The organism is Cognatiyoonia sp. IB215446 (assembly GCF_033963825.1).
Lineage (GTDB): Bacteria > Pseudomonadota > Alphaproteobacteria > Rhodobacterales > Rhodobacteraceae > Yoonia.
This window is the reverse complement of the sequence record NZ_JAXBMD010000002.1, coordinates 925844-941530: the sequence shown is the minus strand read 5'-3', so window position 1 is coordinate 941530 and position 15687 is coordinate 925844. Positions and strand designations below refer to the sequence as shown.

The 15687-nt window shown below is 60.5% G+C and carries 13 protein-coding genes; 11 read left to right on the top strand and 2 right to left on the bottom strand.

All coding sequences use genetic code 11. The features are described from left to right. The first annotated feature begins 46 nt into the window (after window positions 1–46). A complete protein-coding gene (locus SLH49_RS12210) occupies window positions 47–1885 on the top strand; it encodes a peptidyl-prolyl cis-trans isomerase (RefSeq protein WP_320269415.1) in 1839 nt (612 codons plus the stop codon). Between the two features lie 7 nt (window positions 1886–1892). Next, on the top strand, window positions 1893–3401 hold the full coding sequence (gene trpE, locus SLH49_RS12205; RefSeq protein WP_320269414.1) for an anthranilate synthase component I: 1509 nt from the start codon (window positions 1893–1895) through the stop codon (window positions 3399–3401). 2 nt (window positions 3402–3403) lie between these two features. On the opposite strand, the gene SLH49_RS12200 is transcribed toward trpE, so the two are convergent. Beyond that, a complete protein-coding gene (locus tag SLH49_RS12200) occupies window positions 3404–5092 on the bottom strand; it encodes a divergent polysaccharide deacetylase family protein (protein WP_320269413.1) in 1689 nt (562 codons plus the stop codon). Between the two features lie 144 nt (window positions 5093–5236). Here SLH49_RS12200 and SLH49_RS12195 point away from each other — a divergent pair, with 144 nt between their 5' ends. From SLH49_RS12195 to lexA, 7 genes are all read left to right on the top strand, one after another. Further along, window positions 5237–5818, top strand: coding sequence for an aminodeoxychorismate/anthranilate synthase component II (locus SLH49_RS12195; protein ID WP_320269412.1), 582 nt, complete (start codon window positions 5237–5239; stop codon window positions 5816–5818). Next, a complete protein-coding gene (trpD, locus tag SLH49_RS12190; protein ID WP_320269411.1) occupies window positions 5815–6831 on the top strand; it encodes an anthranilate phosphoribosyltransferase in 1017 nt (338 codons plus the stop codon). Before SLH49_RS12195 ends, trpD begins: the two co-directional genes overlap by 4 nt. Beyond that, entirely contained in the window at window positions 6831–7472 is a 642-nt protein-coding gene (locus SLH49_RS12185) for a uracil-DNA glycosylase (RefSeq protein WP_320269410.1), read from the top strand. Before trpD ends, SLH49_RS12185 begins: the two co-directional genes overlap by 1 nt. Further along, complete coding sequence (gene trpC, locus SLH49_RS12180; protein WP_320269409.1) at window positions 7469–8275, top strand: indole-3-glycerol phosphate synthase TrpC; 807 nt, start codon at window positions 7469–7471, stop codon at window positions 8273–8275. The genes SLH49_RS12185 and trpC overlap by 4 nt, the downstream gene beginning before the upstream one ends. 3 nt (window positions 8276–8278) lie before the next feature. Then, window positions 8279–8752: a cyclic pyranopterin monophosphate synthase MoaC gene (gene moaC, locus SLH49_RS12175; protein WP_320269408.1), complete on the top strand. Its 474-nt coding sequence runs from the start codon at window positions 8279–8281 to the stop codon at window positions 8750–8752. After that, window positions 8749–9921 carry a gephyrin-like molybdotransferase Glp gene (glp, locus tag SLH49_RS12170; protein WP_320269407.1) on the top strand — a complete coding sequence of 391 codons (1173 nt, stop codon included), beginning with the start codon at window positions 8749–8751 and terminating at the stop codon, window positions 9919–9921. Before moaC ends, glp begins: the two co-directional genes overlap by 4 nt. An 85-nt stretch (window positions 9922–10006) precedes the next feature. Next, entirely contained in the window at window positions 10007–10693 is a 687-nt protein-coding gene (lexA, locus tag SLH49_RS12165) for a transcriptional repressor LexA (protein WP_320240097.1), read from the top strand. Here lexA and SLH49_RS12160 read toward each other — a convergent pair. Further along, the gene (locus tag SLH49_RS12160) at window positions 10687–12804 is read right to left on the bottom strand and encodes a ComEC/Rec2 family competence protein (RefSeq protein WP_413785283.1); all 2118 of its coding nucleotides are present in this window, start codon (window positions 12802–12804) and stop codon (window positions 10687–10689) included. The two genes, lexA and SLH49_RS12160, sit on opposite strands and share 7 nt — an antisense overlap. 84 nt (window positions 12805–12888) lie before the next feature. Between SLH49_RS12160 and gltX the strand changes: the two genes are divergently transcribed. Next, a complete protein-coding gene (gene gltX, locus SLH49_RS12155; protein ID WP_320269406.1) occupies window positions 12889–14283 on the top strand; it encodes a glutamate--tRNA ligase in 1395 nt (464 codons plus the stop codon). 96 nt (window positions 14284–14379) lie between these two features. After that, window positions 14380–15675, top strand: coding sequence for a citrate synthase (gltA, locus tag SLH49_RS12150; RefSeq protein ID WP_320269405.1), 1296 nt, complete (start codon window positions 14380–14382; stop codon window positions 15673–15675). The last annotated feature ends 12 nt before the right edge of the window (window positions 15676–15687 follow it).

Genomic DNA, 15687 nt, shown 5'->3' with positions numbered 1-15687 from the left:
AGGGGACCGTATTCATGCCCAATCTCAAAGGGCGGATTGGCAGAAAATGGCTGAAAAAGGCAAGACGCGGTACGGCGCATGGATCATCGTCGGGGTCATTCTGGTCGGCTTGGCCGGGTTCGGAACAGGCGGTCTTTCCGGCAATTTGCGCCCCGTCGGCACCGTTGGCGAAAAAGAGATCAGCGTGGCCGCCTATCAGCGTGCCCTGAACGAGCAGGTGCGCGCGCTGTCTGCACAATTCGGGCAGCCCATCTCGCTGCAGCAGGCGCAGGCATTTGGGATCGATAGGGCAGCGCTCGCGCAGATCATCCTGACCCGTGCGCTCGACAATGAGGCGGCGCAACTGGGTATCTCAGCCGGAGACGAACGCGTCTTTGATCGCCTTCAAAGGATCCCGTCATTCCAGGGTGCGGGCGGCTTTAATCGCGAAACCTACCGGCTTGCGCTGCAACAATCGGGCCAGACACCCTCCGAGTTTGAAACCGGGCTTCGTGAAGAAATCGCACGCACGTTGCTGCAAGGCGCGGTTGTCAGCGGCATCCCGGCCGTGGACGCCTATGCCGATGCGCTAGTGCAATACATCGGCGAGCGACGCGACATCACCTGGGCCATTGTTGATGCAGATGCGCTGACCTCACCCGTTCCCGGTGCCACCGAAGCCGACCAGCAAGCCTATTATGACGCGAACCCTGAGGCGTTCACGCTGCCCGAAACCCGCGACATCACCTATGCCTGGCTCACGCCCACGATGATCCAGGACCAGATGGAGGTGGCCGACAGCAGCGTCGAAGCGCTTTATCAGGCGCGGATCAATGAGTTTGTGCAGCCGGAACGGCGCCTTGTCGAACGCCTTGTCTATCTTGATCAGGCCCGCGCGGAAGAGGCGATTGGCCGCGTCAATGCGGGCGAAGCAACATTTGAGGACCTCGTGGTCGAACGCGGGCTCTCCCTTGCCGACATCGATCTTGGCGATGTCAGCGAAGAGGACCTGCGCGGCGCTGGTGAGGCCGTCTTTGCCGCTGGCCCCGGCGATGTTGTCGGCCCTTACAACTCCCCACTTGGTCCCGCGCTTTTCCGGATGAACGCCATTCTGCAAGCACAGGAAACAAGCCTGGAAGAGGCCACGCCGATCCTGCGCGAGGAACTGGCCACCGAAGCGGCGCGTGGCTTCATCAATGATAGTGCCAACGGGATCATCGATCTTCTGGCCGGCGGTGCGTCGATGGAGGATCTGGCCGAACGCACGGATATGGAGCTTGGCAGCATCAACTGGACGGCGGAGATTTTCGAAGGCATCGCCGCCTATGACGCCTTTCGGCGCGAGGCCGCACAGGTGCAGGAGGGTGCCTTTGCCGAACTGCACGATCTGGCAGATGGCGGCGTCTTTGCCCTGCGCCTTGACGGGATCACACCACCCACCCTGCAACCGCTTGACGAAGTCCGCGACGCCGTGCGCGATGCATGGCAGGCACAGGCGCGGCAAGAGGCGTTGATCGACACGGCAGAAGAGATCGCTGCCGACATTCAGGCACTCACCGACTTCACGACCCTTGATCTGATCCCGCAAACCGATGCCGACCTCACAAGGCGTAGCTTTGTCGAAGGCACCCCACCTAATTTCAATGACCAGATCTTTGAAATGGCCATCGGTGAAGTCCGCGTCATTGACGCAACCGACCGTGCGCTCATCGTCCGGCTTGACGATGTCCGCCCGCCCGACCCTGCTGACGAAGGCACCATCGCGCAGCGAGAGGCTTTGGCCGATACGGCGGCCCAAGGCATCGCGCAGGATATCTTTGACGCCTATGCGACAGCGCTGCAGGAGCGGACGGAGCTGACGATCAACGAAACCACCCTCAACGCCGTGAACGCCCAGTTCCGATAGGTCGCAAATGCCACTTTCGCCTGATTATGCCGATTTCGCCAAAGGCTATGATGCGGGCGAAAACCAGATCGTGTTTACCCGGATTGCCGCCGATCTCGACACGCCCGTATCACTGATGCTGAAGCTTTCGGGCGCGGGCAAAAATGCCTTCATGCTCGAAAGTGTGACGGGCGGCGAGGTGCGCGGACGCTATTCGATCATCGGGATGAACCCCGATCTGGTCTGGGAATGTCGCGGCACGACCTCATGCGTGAACCGCAATGCGCGCTTTGACGATGACGCATTTGAGGATTTGTCGGATGATCCTTTGACAGCACTGCGGGCACTTCTCGCCGAATCGCGGATCAGCCTGCCCGCCGATCTGCCTGCCGCCTCGGCGGGACTTTTTGGCTATCTGGGTTATGACATGATCCGGCTGATCGAACATCTGCCTGACATGAACCCCGATCCGCTTGATCTGCCTGACGCGGTGATGATGCGGCCGTCCGTTGTAGCAGTGCTTGATGGGGTGAAGGGCGATGTCATTCTGGTCGCCCCCGCTTACGTTAAATCCGATCTTTCGGCCCGTGCCGCTTATGCGCAAGCGGCTGAGCGCGTCATGGACGCACAACGCGCGCTGGAGCGGCCTATGCCCAGCGAAACACGCAGTCTGGCAGACCCTGCTCCTGTGGCGCCGCCCGTGTCGAACTTTACCCATCAGGGCTATCTTGATGCGGTGGAAAAGGCCAAAGAGTATATTCGCGCAGGTGATATCTTTCAGGTCGTCCCCGCGCAGCGCTGGACCCAGGATTTTCGCGAACCGCCCTTCGCGCTTTATCGCTCTTTGCGGCGCACCAACCCCTCACCTTTCATGTTCTTTTTCAACTTCGGCGGTTTTCAGGTGATTGGCGCCAGTCCCGAGATCCTGGTCCGAGTCTTCGGCAATGAGGTCACGATCCGTCCCATCGCAGGCACGCGACCACGCGGTGCAACGCCAGAGGAAGACAAGGCGCATGAGGCAAGCCTTTTGGCCGATGAAAAGGAACTGGCCGAGCATCTGATGCTGCTGGATCTTGGTCGAAACGATACCGCCAAGGTGAGTAAGGTCGGCACCGTGCGCCCAACCGAAAAGTTCATTGTCGAACGCTACAGCCACGTGATGCATATTGTCTCAAATGTGGTTGGCGAACTGGCCGATGATCAGGACGCGCTGAGCGCGTTTTTCGCGGGCATGCCTGCGGGCACGGTCTCTGGCGCGCCGAAAGTCCGCGCCATGGAGATCATTGACGAGTTGGAGCCTGAAAAGCGCGGCGTCTATGGTGGTGGCTGCGGCTATTTCAGCGCGGGCGGCGACATGGATATGTGCATCGCGCTACGCACAGCGGTGCTGAAGGACGAAAAGCTCTACATTCAGGCGGGCGGCGGTGTCGTCTATGACAGCGATGCAGAGGCCGAGTTTCAGGAAACCGTGCACAAATCCAACGCGATCCGCAAAGCAGCAGCGGATGCACGCATGTTCAACGGCAGCGGAAACTGACCTTACTCTGCAGCGACGCTGCCTTGCAGAATGGCTGAGACGGGGGCGAGTGCGATCTGCGCGCCGTCATTCTCGGCGCCCCATGAGGCAAGTGCTGCAATCGTATCGTCGGTCAGGTTAGCCAAGATGATCCCGTTCCCCGCCTGACGTGCACGGAACGCGGCCTGATCAAGTGCCCGTCCGATAGCAGGCGCGCCTTCGGCATCAAGGGCACGCAAGACTGGCGCGGCGGGCAATCCGACCTGTTCAGCGCCCCGGATTGCATTGCTGAGACCACGTTCAACAACGATCAGGCCGCGTCCCTCTGATTGCAGCACCTCGATCACCTGCGTGGTGACGGCACGGTTACTCTGCAAAAGACCATTCGCGCCGGAGAACAGCGCAACCGTTTCAGGCAGGATGTCAAAGGCCGCTTCAAATGCCACCTCAACATCTGTGGGAACCGCCCCTGCGGGAAGCGATGTCTGAATCACGACTTCCACGCCAGCATCACGATAGGCCTGCATCCGCGAGGTCGCATCATCCGCCAGCGCATCGACAACGACGGTGGCCGGAAATGGCAACGCGGCGATTTGCGCAGCACCATTGCCCTGCCCCTCATCGACCAGAAGGATCGACATCAGCGGCACATCCGGTGTGGCCTCAAACACGGTTGCATAGCGTTCAAGCGCAGGCAGATCGTCAAGGCCGCTATCGTCAACCACAACTTCCGCCTCCTGCCCTGCGGTCTCGGACGGTTCTGCGCCCGGGCGGTTCACGCGGACACCGCTATTGACCTGCGGCAGCGGTGTTTCGGTTGTGTCCTGCACCGCGATGATTTCAGGGGCAGGTTGTGGTGTTTCCTCCACCGGCGGAATAGCCACGATCGCGACGGGCGGCGCTTCGGCAGGTTGCGGCACATCGGGAGCACTGTCCTCCTCGGGCACAACCGGTTCTGCGACGACGGTCTCTGGGACTGTGGTCTCTGGGACTGGGACGATGGATTCGGTTGCGGTAGGCGCATCTGCCACATCGCTTGATGGCGCTGACGAAACCTCTGGTTGAGTAGGCGCGGCCGCAACGTCAGTGGATGGCTCTGGCGGATTCGTTGGCGCGGCGGGCGCGGTCGCGACATCACTCGACGGCACTGGCTGATCTTCGGGCTCGGCAGGCGCGGCCTCCGCAACTGTTTCAGCGGGAACAATCGGTTCTTCCGGCTCGACTGCAACGACCGATGGTTCCTCTTCTGCAGTCTCGGGCTCGACGTCCGGCGCGGGTGGTTTTGTGGCGATCACCACGTTTTGCTCTGGCGCAGGAGCAATCGGCGCAGTGACGACATCGCGCGGCAATTGCGGCGGCTCTGGCTCGCGCGTGATGTCCGGGTCTTCACTCGGCGTGGGGACGACCAACTCAGTTGTCACGGCAGGCGCGGCGGGCGGCGCTGGCGGTGTCGTCTCAGTTAATGGCGCGGCGACATCAACCTCTGGCTGTTCAACCTGCGGTGTCTCGACAGCCACGACAGGCTCTTCGGGGGCCGGTTCGGGCGCTTCGATCACGGCGATTGAGGTTTCTGCAGCGGCCTGGGGCGCGGCCACTTGCGGGGTTTCCGGCGGCGCATTTCCTGCCGGTAAATCGCCGACTTGCGATGCAAGGCCGAGGCCCACACCGCCCAGTATCAGCCCCCATAAGCTGCCCGATACATACCCGCTCATACTGCCACTCACCTTGTCATACGCGCTTGACCACGCCGTTCCACCTTGACGCCATATCGCGTCCCGGCCCATGTATAGCACAACTTATACCGTCAGCGATGGGTTTGGCGGTAGCCCCTAATTCGCTTTACGCGGGATTATACCATGCTGCTGCTCATCGATAACTACGACAGTTTCACCTATAACCTGGTCCATTACCTGGGCGAATTGGGCGCGGAGGTGGTCGTGCGGCGCAATGATGCGCTGAATACGCAAGAAGCGATGGCGATGCGCCCGGATGCGATTTTGCTGTCACCCGGTCCTTGCGATCCGTCGCAGGCGGGCATCTGCCTAGCGCTTGTTGCCGCCGCCGCCGAGACAAGGACGCCGCTGATGGGCGTTTGCCTGGGTCATCAGGCGATCGGAGAGGCCTTTGGCGGCAAGGTCGTCCGCTGTCATGAGATCGTGCATGGCAAGATGGGCGCGATGCGGCATACCGGAAAGGGCGTCTTTGCCAATCTGCCAAGCCCCTTTGACGCTACACGTTACCACTCTCTCGTTGTTGATCGTGCCACCCTGCCCACCAGTCTTGAGATCACAGCCGAACTTGAGGACGGCACAATCATGGGCCTGCAGCATAAAGACCTGCCCATTCACGGCGTGCAGTTTCACCCAGAGAGCATCGCGTCGGAGCACGGGCACAAGCTGCTGCAGAACTTCCTCGACCTGACAAGGGTGCCCGCATGAGCGAGGCGCTCAAACCGCTAATCCATGCCGCGGCAGAAGGCCCCTTGAGCCGTGCAGAGGCTGAAGAGGCATTCGAAATCCTTTTTGACGGTGACGCGACCCCGTCGCAAATCGGTGGGTTCCTTATGGCCTTGCGCACACGCGGTGAAACCGTTGACGAATATGCCGCCGCCGCAGCGGTGATGCGCGCGAAGTGTCTGCCGGTGAAAGCGCCCGGAGGCGCGATGGACATCGTGGGCACCGGTGGCGATGGCAAACACACCTTGAATATCTCAACGGCAACGGCCTTTGTCGTGGCGGGCGCGGGGGTGCCCGTGGCAAAACACGGCAACCGCAACCTGTCATCCAAGTCAGGCACCGCTGATGTGCAGGGTCAGATGGGGATCAATGTGATGGTTGGCCCGGATGTCGTTGAACGCGGGCTGGCCGAGGCGGGCATCGGTTTCATGATGGCGCCGATGCATCACCCGGCGATTAGACATGTGATGCCAACGCGTGCCGAACTTGGCACAAGAACGATCTTTAACATATTGGGTCCGTTGACAAATCCCGCTGGCGTAAAGCGCCAACTGACTGGCGCTTTCAGCCGCGATCTGATCCGGCCCATGGCCGAAACCTTGCTTGCCTTAGGATCGGACAAGGCTTGGCTTGTCCATGGTTCGGACGGAACGGATGAGTTGACGATCACCGGCACATCCTGGGTTGCGGCGATTGAGGACGGTGCTGTTCGAGAGTTCGAGATCACCCCAGCGGATGCGGGCCTGCCGACACATGATTTCAGCGCGATCATTGGCGGCACGCCTGAAGAAAATGCGGATGCCTTGCGCGCCCTATTGGACGGGCAAGAGAGCGCATATCGCGACGCCGTATTACTTAACGCAGCGGCAGCCCTTCTGGTGGCGGGCAAGGGTGAGGCTCTGCCCGATGGCGTTGCGTTGGCCAAGGACAGCATCGACACTGGCCGCGCGAAACATGCGCTCGAAACGCTGGCGCGCATCACGTCGGCAGGGTGATGTTCGACCTCTCACGCCTCGGCGCATGGGGTGACTTGCCTTTCTTTTCTGATGACCTGCCCGCAATCGCGGAGCGTGTTGGCACCGACATCCTGCCGCCGCCAAAGCTGACCTTTCGGGCGCTGGAGCTTTGTCAGCCGGAGCAGACAAAGGTGGTGATCATCGGACAGGACCCTTATCATACGCCGGGCAAAGCGGACGGCCTCGCCTTCTCAATCCCTACGGATTTTGGCGGCCGCCTGGACAGTTTGGGCAATATTTTCAGAGAGATCGCCGATGATATTGCCGTGGAGCGCGGCGAGACGGACCTGACCGACTGGGCCGACCAGGGGGTGCTCTTGCTGAACACCGCCCTTACCGTCCCACCCGGGCGTCCCAAGGCCCATGCGAAGATCGGTTGGACAAAGCTGGTCAATCAGGTCCTCGACCATCTGAACGCCGCACCCCGTGCCTTTCTCCTCTGGGGTGGCCCCGCTGGGACATTTGCCAAGCCCCTTGCCGCGCATCACCTCATCCACACATCCGCCCATCCCTCACCCTTGTCTGTCCATCGCGGGTTTTTCGGGTCACGCCCATTTTCAAAGGTGAACCAGTGGCTTATTGATCGGGACCAAGAGCCAATCCACTGGGCGGACCCATGAGCGACATTCTGGAAAAGATCAAAACCTACAAGCTGGAAGAGGTCGCAAACCGCAAGGCCAATCTACCCCTGAGCGACATCGAGGCGCGCGCGCAGGACGCCCCGCCCGTGCGCGGCTTTGCCGAACGCCTCGCCGATGCGGCGCGCGAAGGCTATGGCCTGATTGCCGAAATCAAAAAGGCCAGCCCATCCAAGGGGTTAATCCGCGCCGATTTCGACCCGCCCGCCCTCGCGGAGGCCTACGCCGAGGGGGGTGCGACTTGCCTTTCGGTTCTGACGGATAGCCCGTCATTTCAGGGCGATGACAGCTACCTCACGGCAGCCCGCAGCGCCTGCGACCTCCCCGCCCTGCGCAAGGATTTCATGTATGACACCTATCAGGTGGCCGAGGCGCGCGCGCTGCATGCAGATTGCATCCTGATTATCATGGCGAGCGTCAGCGATGCTCAGGCGCAAGAGCTGGAGGAGGCTGCGTTCGCATGGGGCATGGATGTACTTTTGGAGGTCCATGATGCGGCGGAGCTTGAACGCGCGAGCCTGCTCAAATCGCCCCTCATGGGGATCAACAACCGCAACCTCAAGACCTTTGAGACCACGCTTGATACGACACGGACCCTGTCAAAGCTTGTCCCCACCGACCGCACCATCGTCTGCGAAAGCGGGCTGAACACGGCAGAAGATCTCGCAGACATGGCCCGCTACGGCGCGCGCACGTTCCTGATTGGTGAAAGCCTGATGCGGCAGGAGGATGTGGCCGCAGCAACGCGCGCCCTGCTTGCCAATCCGCCGCAAGGGGGGATGTGAGCCATGGGACTTTCGCATTTTGATCGCGACGGCAAGGCGCACATGGTGGACGTATCCGACAAACCCGTCACCGCGCGGATTGCCGTGGCCGAGGGGTATGTGAAGATGACCCCCGAGACCCTTGCGATGATTGAAGAAGGCCGCGCCGACAAAGGTGACGTGCTGGGCATCGCGCGGGTTGCGGGGATCACCGGCGCCAAGAAGACCGCCGATCTAATCCCGCTCTGCCATCCGTTGCCCATCACCAAGGTGGCACTTGACCTTTCACCCGACGCAGCCCTCCCCGGCATCCGCATTCAGGCGACCGTCAAAACCGGCGGGCAAACCGGGGTGGAGATGGAGGCGCTGACCGCCGTCAGCACCGCAGCCCTCACCATCTACGATATGGTCAAGGCCGTGCAGAAGGATATGAAAATCGGCGGCATCCGCCTGACCTTCAAGGATGGCGGCAAGTCCGGGCGGTTCGAGAACCCATGATCAGCACCCAAGAGGCGCTGGCCCATCTTTTCGCGCTGGTGAAACCGGGGGAGACCGAACATGTACAACTGCGCGAGGCGGCTGGCCGCGTTCTGGCTCAGGACCTTTCGGCGAAGCGGGATCAACCACCCTTTGCCGCTTCAGCCATGGATGGCTATGCTGTAAAAGACGCAGATGCAAAGCCGGGTACACGCCTGAAAGTGATCGGCGAAGCGGCGGCAGGACATCGCTTTGACGGCGAAGTCACCGGCGGACAGGCCGTGCGCATCTTTACCGGTGCGCCACTGCCTGATGGAGCTGACCGAGTGATCATTCAAGAGGATGTGGAGCGCGAGGGTGACATGATCACCTTGATCGAAGGCCTTGACGCAAAGCCACATGTACGGCCTGCCGGAGCGGATTTTGGCGTCGGAGACACGATCCGCGCCCCACGCCTTTTGTCGCCGTCTGACATCGCCCTTCTTGCATCCATGAACATCGCCAAAGCTCCGGTGAAGCGCAAACCGATTGTCGCGATCATTGCAACGGGCGATGAACTCGTCCAACCTGGCGAGCACCCCGGCCCGGACCAGATCATCGCCTCCAACAGCTACGGCCTCGCCGCATTGGTCGAACAGAGTGGCGCCGTCGCCCGCCTCCTGCCCATTGCCCGCGACGATGCTCCTGCCCTGCGGCTCGCCTTTGATCTCGCCGAAGATGCGGACCTGATCATCACCATCGGCGGCGCCTCGGTCGGCGACCATGATCTGGTCGGCGACATCGCTCAGGAACAGGGGATGGAACGCGCCTTTTACAAGATCGCGATGCGTCCGGGCAAACCGCTGATGGCGGGCCGGATGGGCGATGCGACCATGATCGGCCTGCCGGGCAACCCGGTTTCCGCGATGGTTTGCGGACAAATCTTCGTTCTACCCGTCATAAGCAAAATGCTGGGTCTTGGCGAAGCACCTGCACCACGCGAAACCGCCCCGCTTGCAGCGCCCATCGGGCCAAATGGACCACGTGAACACTATATGCGCGCCCGGCTGGGCTCTGACGGTGTGACCGTGTTCGACCGACAAGACAGTTCCCTACTCACCGTGCTCGCCGATGCTAACTGCCTTGTCGTCCGCCCCATCGCCGATGGCGCACGCGCGAAAGGCGAGGTGGTTGAGATCATTCATCTTTAACCTCCAATGCCCAACATCAAGGCAATTGACACAAAACAGGAACATCAATAGAACATAAGAAAAACCACGGTGGGGGAGCAGCCCAATGTTGACGAAAAAACAACTGGATCTCTTGGAGTTTATCCACAAGCGGGTGCAGCGTGACGGTGTACCGCCCAGCTTTGATGAGATGAAAGAGGCGCTTGATCTGCGCTCGAAATCCGGGATTCACCGGCTGATCACGGCACTTGAGGAACGCGGCTTTATCCGCAGATTGGCCCATCGAGCGCGCGCGCTTGAGATCGTGAAGCTGCCGGATTCCATGCAAGCCAAATCAGGCTTCACACCGCGCGTCATTGACGGTGACAAGCCGGATCGTACGCCGCCCAAAGCACTGCCCATTGATAACGGGGCGATTGAGCTGCCCGTGATGGGCCGGATCGCGGCCGGTGTGCCGATTGAGGCGATCAGCCAGGTCTCACACAAGGTCTCTGTTCCACAATCAATGGTCGGCGGGGGCGAACATTATGCCCTTGAAGTCAAAGGCGATTCGATGATCGACGCCGGCATCAATGATGGCGATGTCGTGGTGATCAAAGAGACGTCAGTGGCCGATAATGGCGACATCGTTGTCGCACTGGTCGAAGGACAAGAGGCGACGCTGAAACGCTTCCGGCGCAATGGTAATGCCATCGCGCTTGAGGCCGCCAACCCCGCCTATGAGACACGCGTTTTCCGAGACGATCAGGTCAAGGTTCAAGGCCGGTTGGTCGGTTTGATCCGCACCTATTGATCTGGCGCGTTTTGCGACAGGAGCGTCTGACGGTGTTCCTGGGCGCTCAGAACAATCGTCTGTTGCGCGTCGCGTCCACCACCATTCCATGGTCTTGCACCGGTCAAAACACGGGCCGAGGTGATCGCAAGATCGCCATCAGGCAAGACATCCATCGACAATGAGCCCGTCTGCCGCAGGCGCGTCAGGTCGAAGACGGCGCAGGGCCGCGCAACCTCATCCACCTGATTGCTGATCAGGACATCCGCGCCACCGCAATCAGGCAGAGCTGCAAGCGGGGTCTTACCAGACACCTGCATGATCCGCCAACCAGACAGATTGGTGGTCACGACACGCCCATCCCGCGTGACAGCGCCCCGCGCAGAGGCAACCTCCTGTGCGACAGGGTTGCCATCATTCTCAAGCCAGATCCCTGCCACAAAGCCGCTGCCCGTCGGTTTTGAGAGCGCCCGCCCCTCTGCCGTCATCACACCGATCAAGGCACCATTATCCGCGACCAAGAGCTGCGGGCGGGTGTTCTGTACCCAAAAGAGCCCCGCGACCGCCGCCAGTACCAAGCCAGCAGACCGGCCTCGGCCCCGCCACAGCACAAATCCCAAGAGCCCCAGCGCCAGAAGAGGCAGCACGATAGGATCAGGCGCGTGCACATGGCTGAGCGCACCATCCAAGCCAGCAACCGTCTTTGCCACAAACAGTATCCAATGCAGACCGAGATCCATAGCCCAAAGCCCAACCTGCCAAAGCCCAAAAGGCGCGAGGCATAGCGCCAGAACTGCCGCGGGCATCACCAGAATACCCATCAAGGGCACGCTCAGGACATTCGCAATCAACCCATAATGGGCGATCTGGTTGAAATGCGCGGCGGCAATGGGCGCCGTGGCAAGTCCCGCCACAAATGAGGACATGACGACCGACAGGACCGGGCGGGTCCAGTTGGGCAAACGGCTCAGATCAACATCGCGCAGCGCGCCAAAGACAAAGACCAGCGCCGTCGTCGCCGCGAATGACATCTGGAACCCCGGCCCGGTCAGCGCCTCTGGCTGCCAGACCAAAATGATGATGGCGGCCATCGCCACCGCGCGCAGCGTCAGCGCGCGCCGGTCCAGCAAGACCGCCACCAGCATGACCGCCACCATGACAAAGGCGCGCTCGGTCGCCACATTGCCCCCCGACAGGGCCAGATAGAATGCGCCGACAAACAACGCGCAAATGGCGGCGATCTTCTTGGTCGGATAGCGCAGCGCCACATTGGGGATCAGCGCCAGCCCATAGCGTGTGACGGCAAAGATGAACCCGGTCAAAAGGCCCATATGCAGCCCTGAAATGGCCAGAAGATGCGCGAGGTTCGCCGCCCGCAAGTCCGTCAGCACCGCCTGCCCCATCGCGGACCTGTCGCCCGTCATGATCGCCGCAGCGAAAGCACCAGTTTCGCCCGGCATTGCCTGTTGGACTGCCGTTGAAAGATGCATGCGCAGGGCAAAAATGCGCATCTGCATGTTACCCGGTTCTGCCGGTGCGAGCCGCAGAACCGGAGTACGGGTGTAACCGACGGCCCCCAATTGCAAAAACCAGGCATGACGCTGAAAATCAAAGCCGCCCGGCTCGGCTGGCCCTGCAGGGGGCGACAGATGCCCCGTCAGGATCAGCCGCTCACCGGGGCGAAAATCCGTGATCACCTGATCGCCATGGATTGAGACACGTACCCGTTCCGGTGTGCGCTCCGGCGACATCCGCGCCAGTACAACCTGATCCAGTGTCAGCCGCGTCGCGTCACTGGCGGAGCGGTCGATATTGACCACACGGCCCTCAATCGGCCCGTAATAGCGGAACGTCAGCACAGGGGCCGCAACACTGTCGCTGCGCCATTTGGCAAGACCAAGCCCCGTACAGACCAGCATCAGCGCAATGAAGAACGGCGCATAGGCCACGTTGACCCAACGGGAAGCGAGAAAGGCCGCAAGGCCTGTCAGAGCGACCGCCCCTAGCCACGTCAGGTCAGGCTCAACCGGCAAGGCAAAATAGGCCCCGATCCCGATGGCAAGGCACATCGGCACCCAGCCGATCAACGCGCCCCGCTGCGCCAAAAGGGCGGCCTCGATCGCGGCACGCACTTGTCCTTCACCTCGCGTTCTTCTATGCCCAAGGCCCAGGCCGCAACCTTACCGAAAACCTGGTTAGCGAAAGGTTAATACCCCATGTCCGTTGTCACCCGTTTCGCCCCTTCGCCGACCGGTGCGCTGCATATCGGAGGCGCCAGAACCGCCCTCTTCAACTGGCTTTATGCGCGCGGCAAAGGCGGTAAATTCCTGCTGCGGATCGAAGACACGGACAAGGCGCGCTCAACCCCTGAGAACACGCAGGCCATCCTCAACGGGCTAACCTGGCTCGGCCTTGACTGGGACGAAGAGCCGATGAGCCAAGCCGCCAATGCCGCGCGCCATGCCGAGGTTGCGCAAGAACTGCTGGCAAAAGGTGCGGCCTATAAGTGCTTCAGTACACAAGAAGAAATCGAAACCTTCCGCGAAAAGGCACGGGCTGAGAAGACCTCAACGCTCTTCCGCTCGCCCTGGCGCGATGTGCCGGAAGCAGATCACCCCGATGCGCCCTACGTGATCCGCATCAAGGCCCCGCGCGATGGGCAGACGACCTTGCATGACGAAGTGCAAGGCGATGTGACATGGTCCAACGATCAATTGGACGACATGGTCCTGCTCCGCTCGGACGGCACGCCTGTCTACATGCTCGCCGTTGTGGTGGATGACCACGATATCGGCGTAACCCATGTGATCCGCGGTGACGACCATCTGGCCAATGCCTTCCGTCAGAACATGATCTACGACGCGATGGGCTGGCCGAAACCAACCCTCGCGCACATTCCTCTGATCTTTGGCCCGGACGGCAAGAAACTCTCCAAGCGGCACGGGGCGACTGGCGCGGCTGAGTATCAGGCCATGGGCTATCCAGCTGCAGGCATGCGCAACTATCTCACGCGCCTTGGCTGGAGCCATGGGGATGACGAGTTCTTCACCGATGCGCAGGCCAAGGACTGGTTTGATCTGGACGGGATCGGCAAATCGCCCGCGCGATTTGATACCAAAAAGCTCGAAAGCCTCTGCGGTCAGCATATTGCGGCCTCCGACAATGCTGCACTGCTGCAAGAACTCTGGGCTTTTCTTGCCGCAACCGGCAAACCCGCCCTCACTGAAACACAATCTGACGGAATGTTGCGTGGGATGTACAGCCTGAAAGAGCGCGCGAAGACATTCCCTGAACTTCTTGAAAAGGCGCACTTTATCCTGACGGATCGCCCGATTTCAGCAGATGAGAAATCCGCAAAGAACCTCGATGATGTATCCCGTGGTATACTGAGCGAATTGACGCCGCAGTTGCAAAATGCTAGCTGGACGCGAGACGCACTTGAACAGGTTGTCGCCTCCGTTGCCGAAGCTCATGAGATGAAACTTGGCAAACTTGCAGGCCCGCTCCGGGCGGCGCTTGCAGGGCGGTCCGTGACACCAAGCGTGTTCGATATGATGTTGGTCCTGGGGCCGGAGGAGACAGTGGCCCGCCTACAGGACGCCAGCGCCTGAAACCAATTCGTTACGAATGGTAGGTAACTGGCCACCGACGAGGTAAAACGCGCCGGCGATGCTAAACGCATGCGCGATGACAGAAGGGGAAGTTTTATGGCCGAGAATACTGATACCGCGACACTCACCGTCAAGGGTGAGACATATGAACTGCCTGTTCACTCCCCTTCTGATGGTCCTGATGTGATCGACATTCGCAAGCTTTACGGTCTGGCGGATGTTTTTACTTACGATCCCGGTTTCACCTCCACCGCCGCCTGTGACAGCACGATCACTTTTATCGACGGCGACAAGGGAGTGCTTTTGCATCGCGGCTACCCGATTGATCAGCTTGCCAGCAAATCGCATTACCTCGAAGTCTGCTATCTGCTGCTTTACGGCGAGTTGCCGTCCGCCACACAGCTGGAGACATTCGAAAGCCTCGTGACCAACCACACCATGCTGCACGAACAGATGGCGAATTTCTTCCGGGGCTTCCGGCGCGACGCGCATCCGATGGCGATTATGGTCGGCGTCGTGGGCGCGATGTCTGCCTTTTATCACGACTCGACCGACATCACCGACGCGCATCAGCGCGAAGTGGCCACGATCCGTCTGATCGCCAAGATGCCGACGATCGCCGCCTGGGCATATAAATACACAATCGGCCAGCCTTTCGTTTATCCACGCAACGATCTGGATTATGCAGCGAACTTCCTACGGATGTGCTTTGCGGTTCCGGCCGAGGAATACCATGTGGACCCGATCCTCGCCCGCGCGATGGACCGGATATTTACACTCCACGCCGATCACGAACAGAACGCGTCGACATCAACCGTGCGCCTCGCCTCCTCATCCGGCGCGAACCCCTTTGCATGTATCGCAGCGGGTATCGCCTGCCTCTGGGGCCCAGCCCATGGCGGCGCGAACCAGGCCTGTCTGGAAATGCTGAAGGAAATTGGCACCGTTGATCGCATTCCCGAATTTATCGCCCGCGCCAAGGACAAGAATGACAGCTACCGGCTGATGGGCTTTGGCCACAGGGTCTACAAAAACTTCGACCCGCGCGCCAAGGTCATGAAGGAAAGCGCTGATGAGGTGCTGGACCTCTTGGGCGTCGAAAATAACCCGATCCTGCAGGTCGCCAAAGAGCTTGAAAAACAAGCCCTGAATGATCCTTACTTCGCGGACAAGAAACTGTTCCCGAATGTCGATTTCTATTCAGGGATTATTCTTGAGGCGATGGGTTTCCCCACATCGATGTTCACGCCAATCTTCGCGCTCGCCCGCACGGTGGGCTGGATTTCGCAATGGTCCGAACAGCTCGCTGACCCAAAGATGAAAATCGGGCGCCCCCGCCAGCTTTACTTGGGCGAGTTGCAGCGCGACTACGTCGACATTGAAAAACGGTAAAGGAGCGCGTGG

Bases quoted from the DNA above. Each gene is read 5' to 3' on its own strand.
- SLH49_RS12210 (WP_320269415.1), top strand. From the start codon at position 47: ATGGCTGAAAAAGGCAAGACGCGGTACGGCGCATGGATCATCGTCGGG.
- trpE (WP_320269414.1), top strand. From the start codon at position 1,893: ATGCCACTTTCGCCTGATTATGCCGATTTCGCCAAAGGCTATGATGCG.
- SLH49_RS12200 (WP_320269413.1), bottom strand. From the start codon at position 5,092: ATGAGCGGGTATGTATCGGGCAGCTTATGGGGGCTGATACTGGGCGGT.
- SLH49_RS12195 (WP_320269412.1), top strand. From the start codon at position 5,237: ATGCTGCTGCTCATCGATAACTACGACAGTTTCACCTATAACCTGGTC.
- trpD (WP_320269411.1), top strand. From the start codon at position 5,815: ATGAGCGAGGCGCTCAAACCGCTAATCCATGCCGCGGCAGAAGGCCCC.
- SLH49_RS12185 (WP_320269410.1), top strand. From the start codon at position 6,831: ATGTTCGACCTCTCACGCCTCGGCGCATGGGGTGACTTGCCTTTCTTT.
- trpC (WP_320269409.1), top strand. From the start codon at position 7,469: ATGAGCGACATTCTGGAAAAGATCAAAACCTACAAGCTGGAAGAGGTC.
- moaC (WP_320269408.1), top strand. From the start codon at position 8,279: ATGGGACTTTCGCATTTTGATCGCGACGGCAAGGCGCACATGGTGGAC.
- glp (WP_320269407.1), top strand. From the start codon at position 8,749: ATGATCAGCACCCAAGAGGCGCTGGCCCATCTTTTCGCGCTGGTGAAA.
- lexA (WP_320240097.1), top strand. From the start codon at position 10,007: ATGTTGACGAAAAAACAACTGGATCTCTTGGAGTTTATCCACAAGCGG.
- gltX (WP_320269406.1), top strand. From the start codon at position 12,889: ATGTCCGTTGTCACCCGTTTCGCCCCTTCGCCGACCGGTGCGCTGCAT.
- gltA (WP_320269405.1), top strand. From the start codon at position 14,380: ATGGCCGAGAATACTGATACCGCGACACTCACCGTCAAGGGTGAGACA.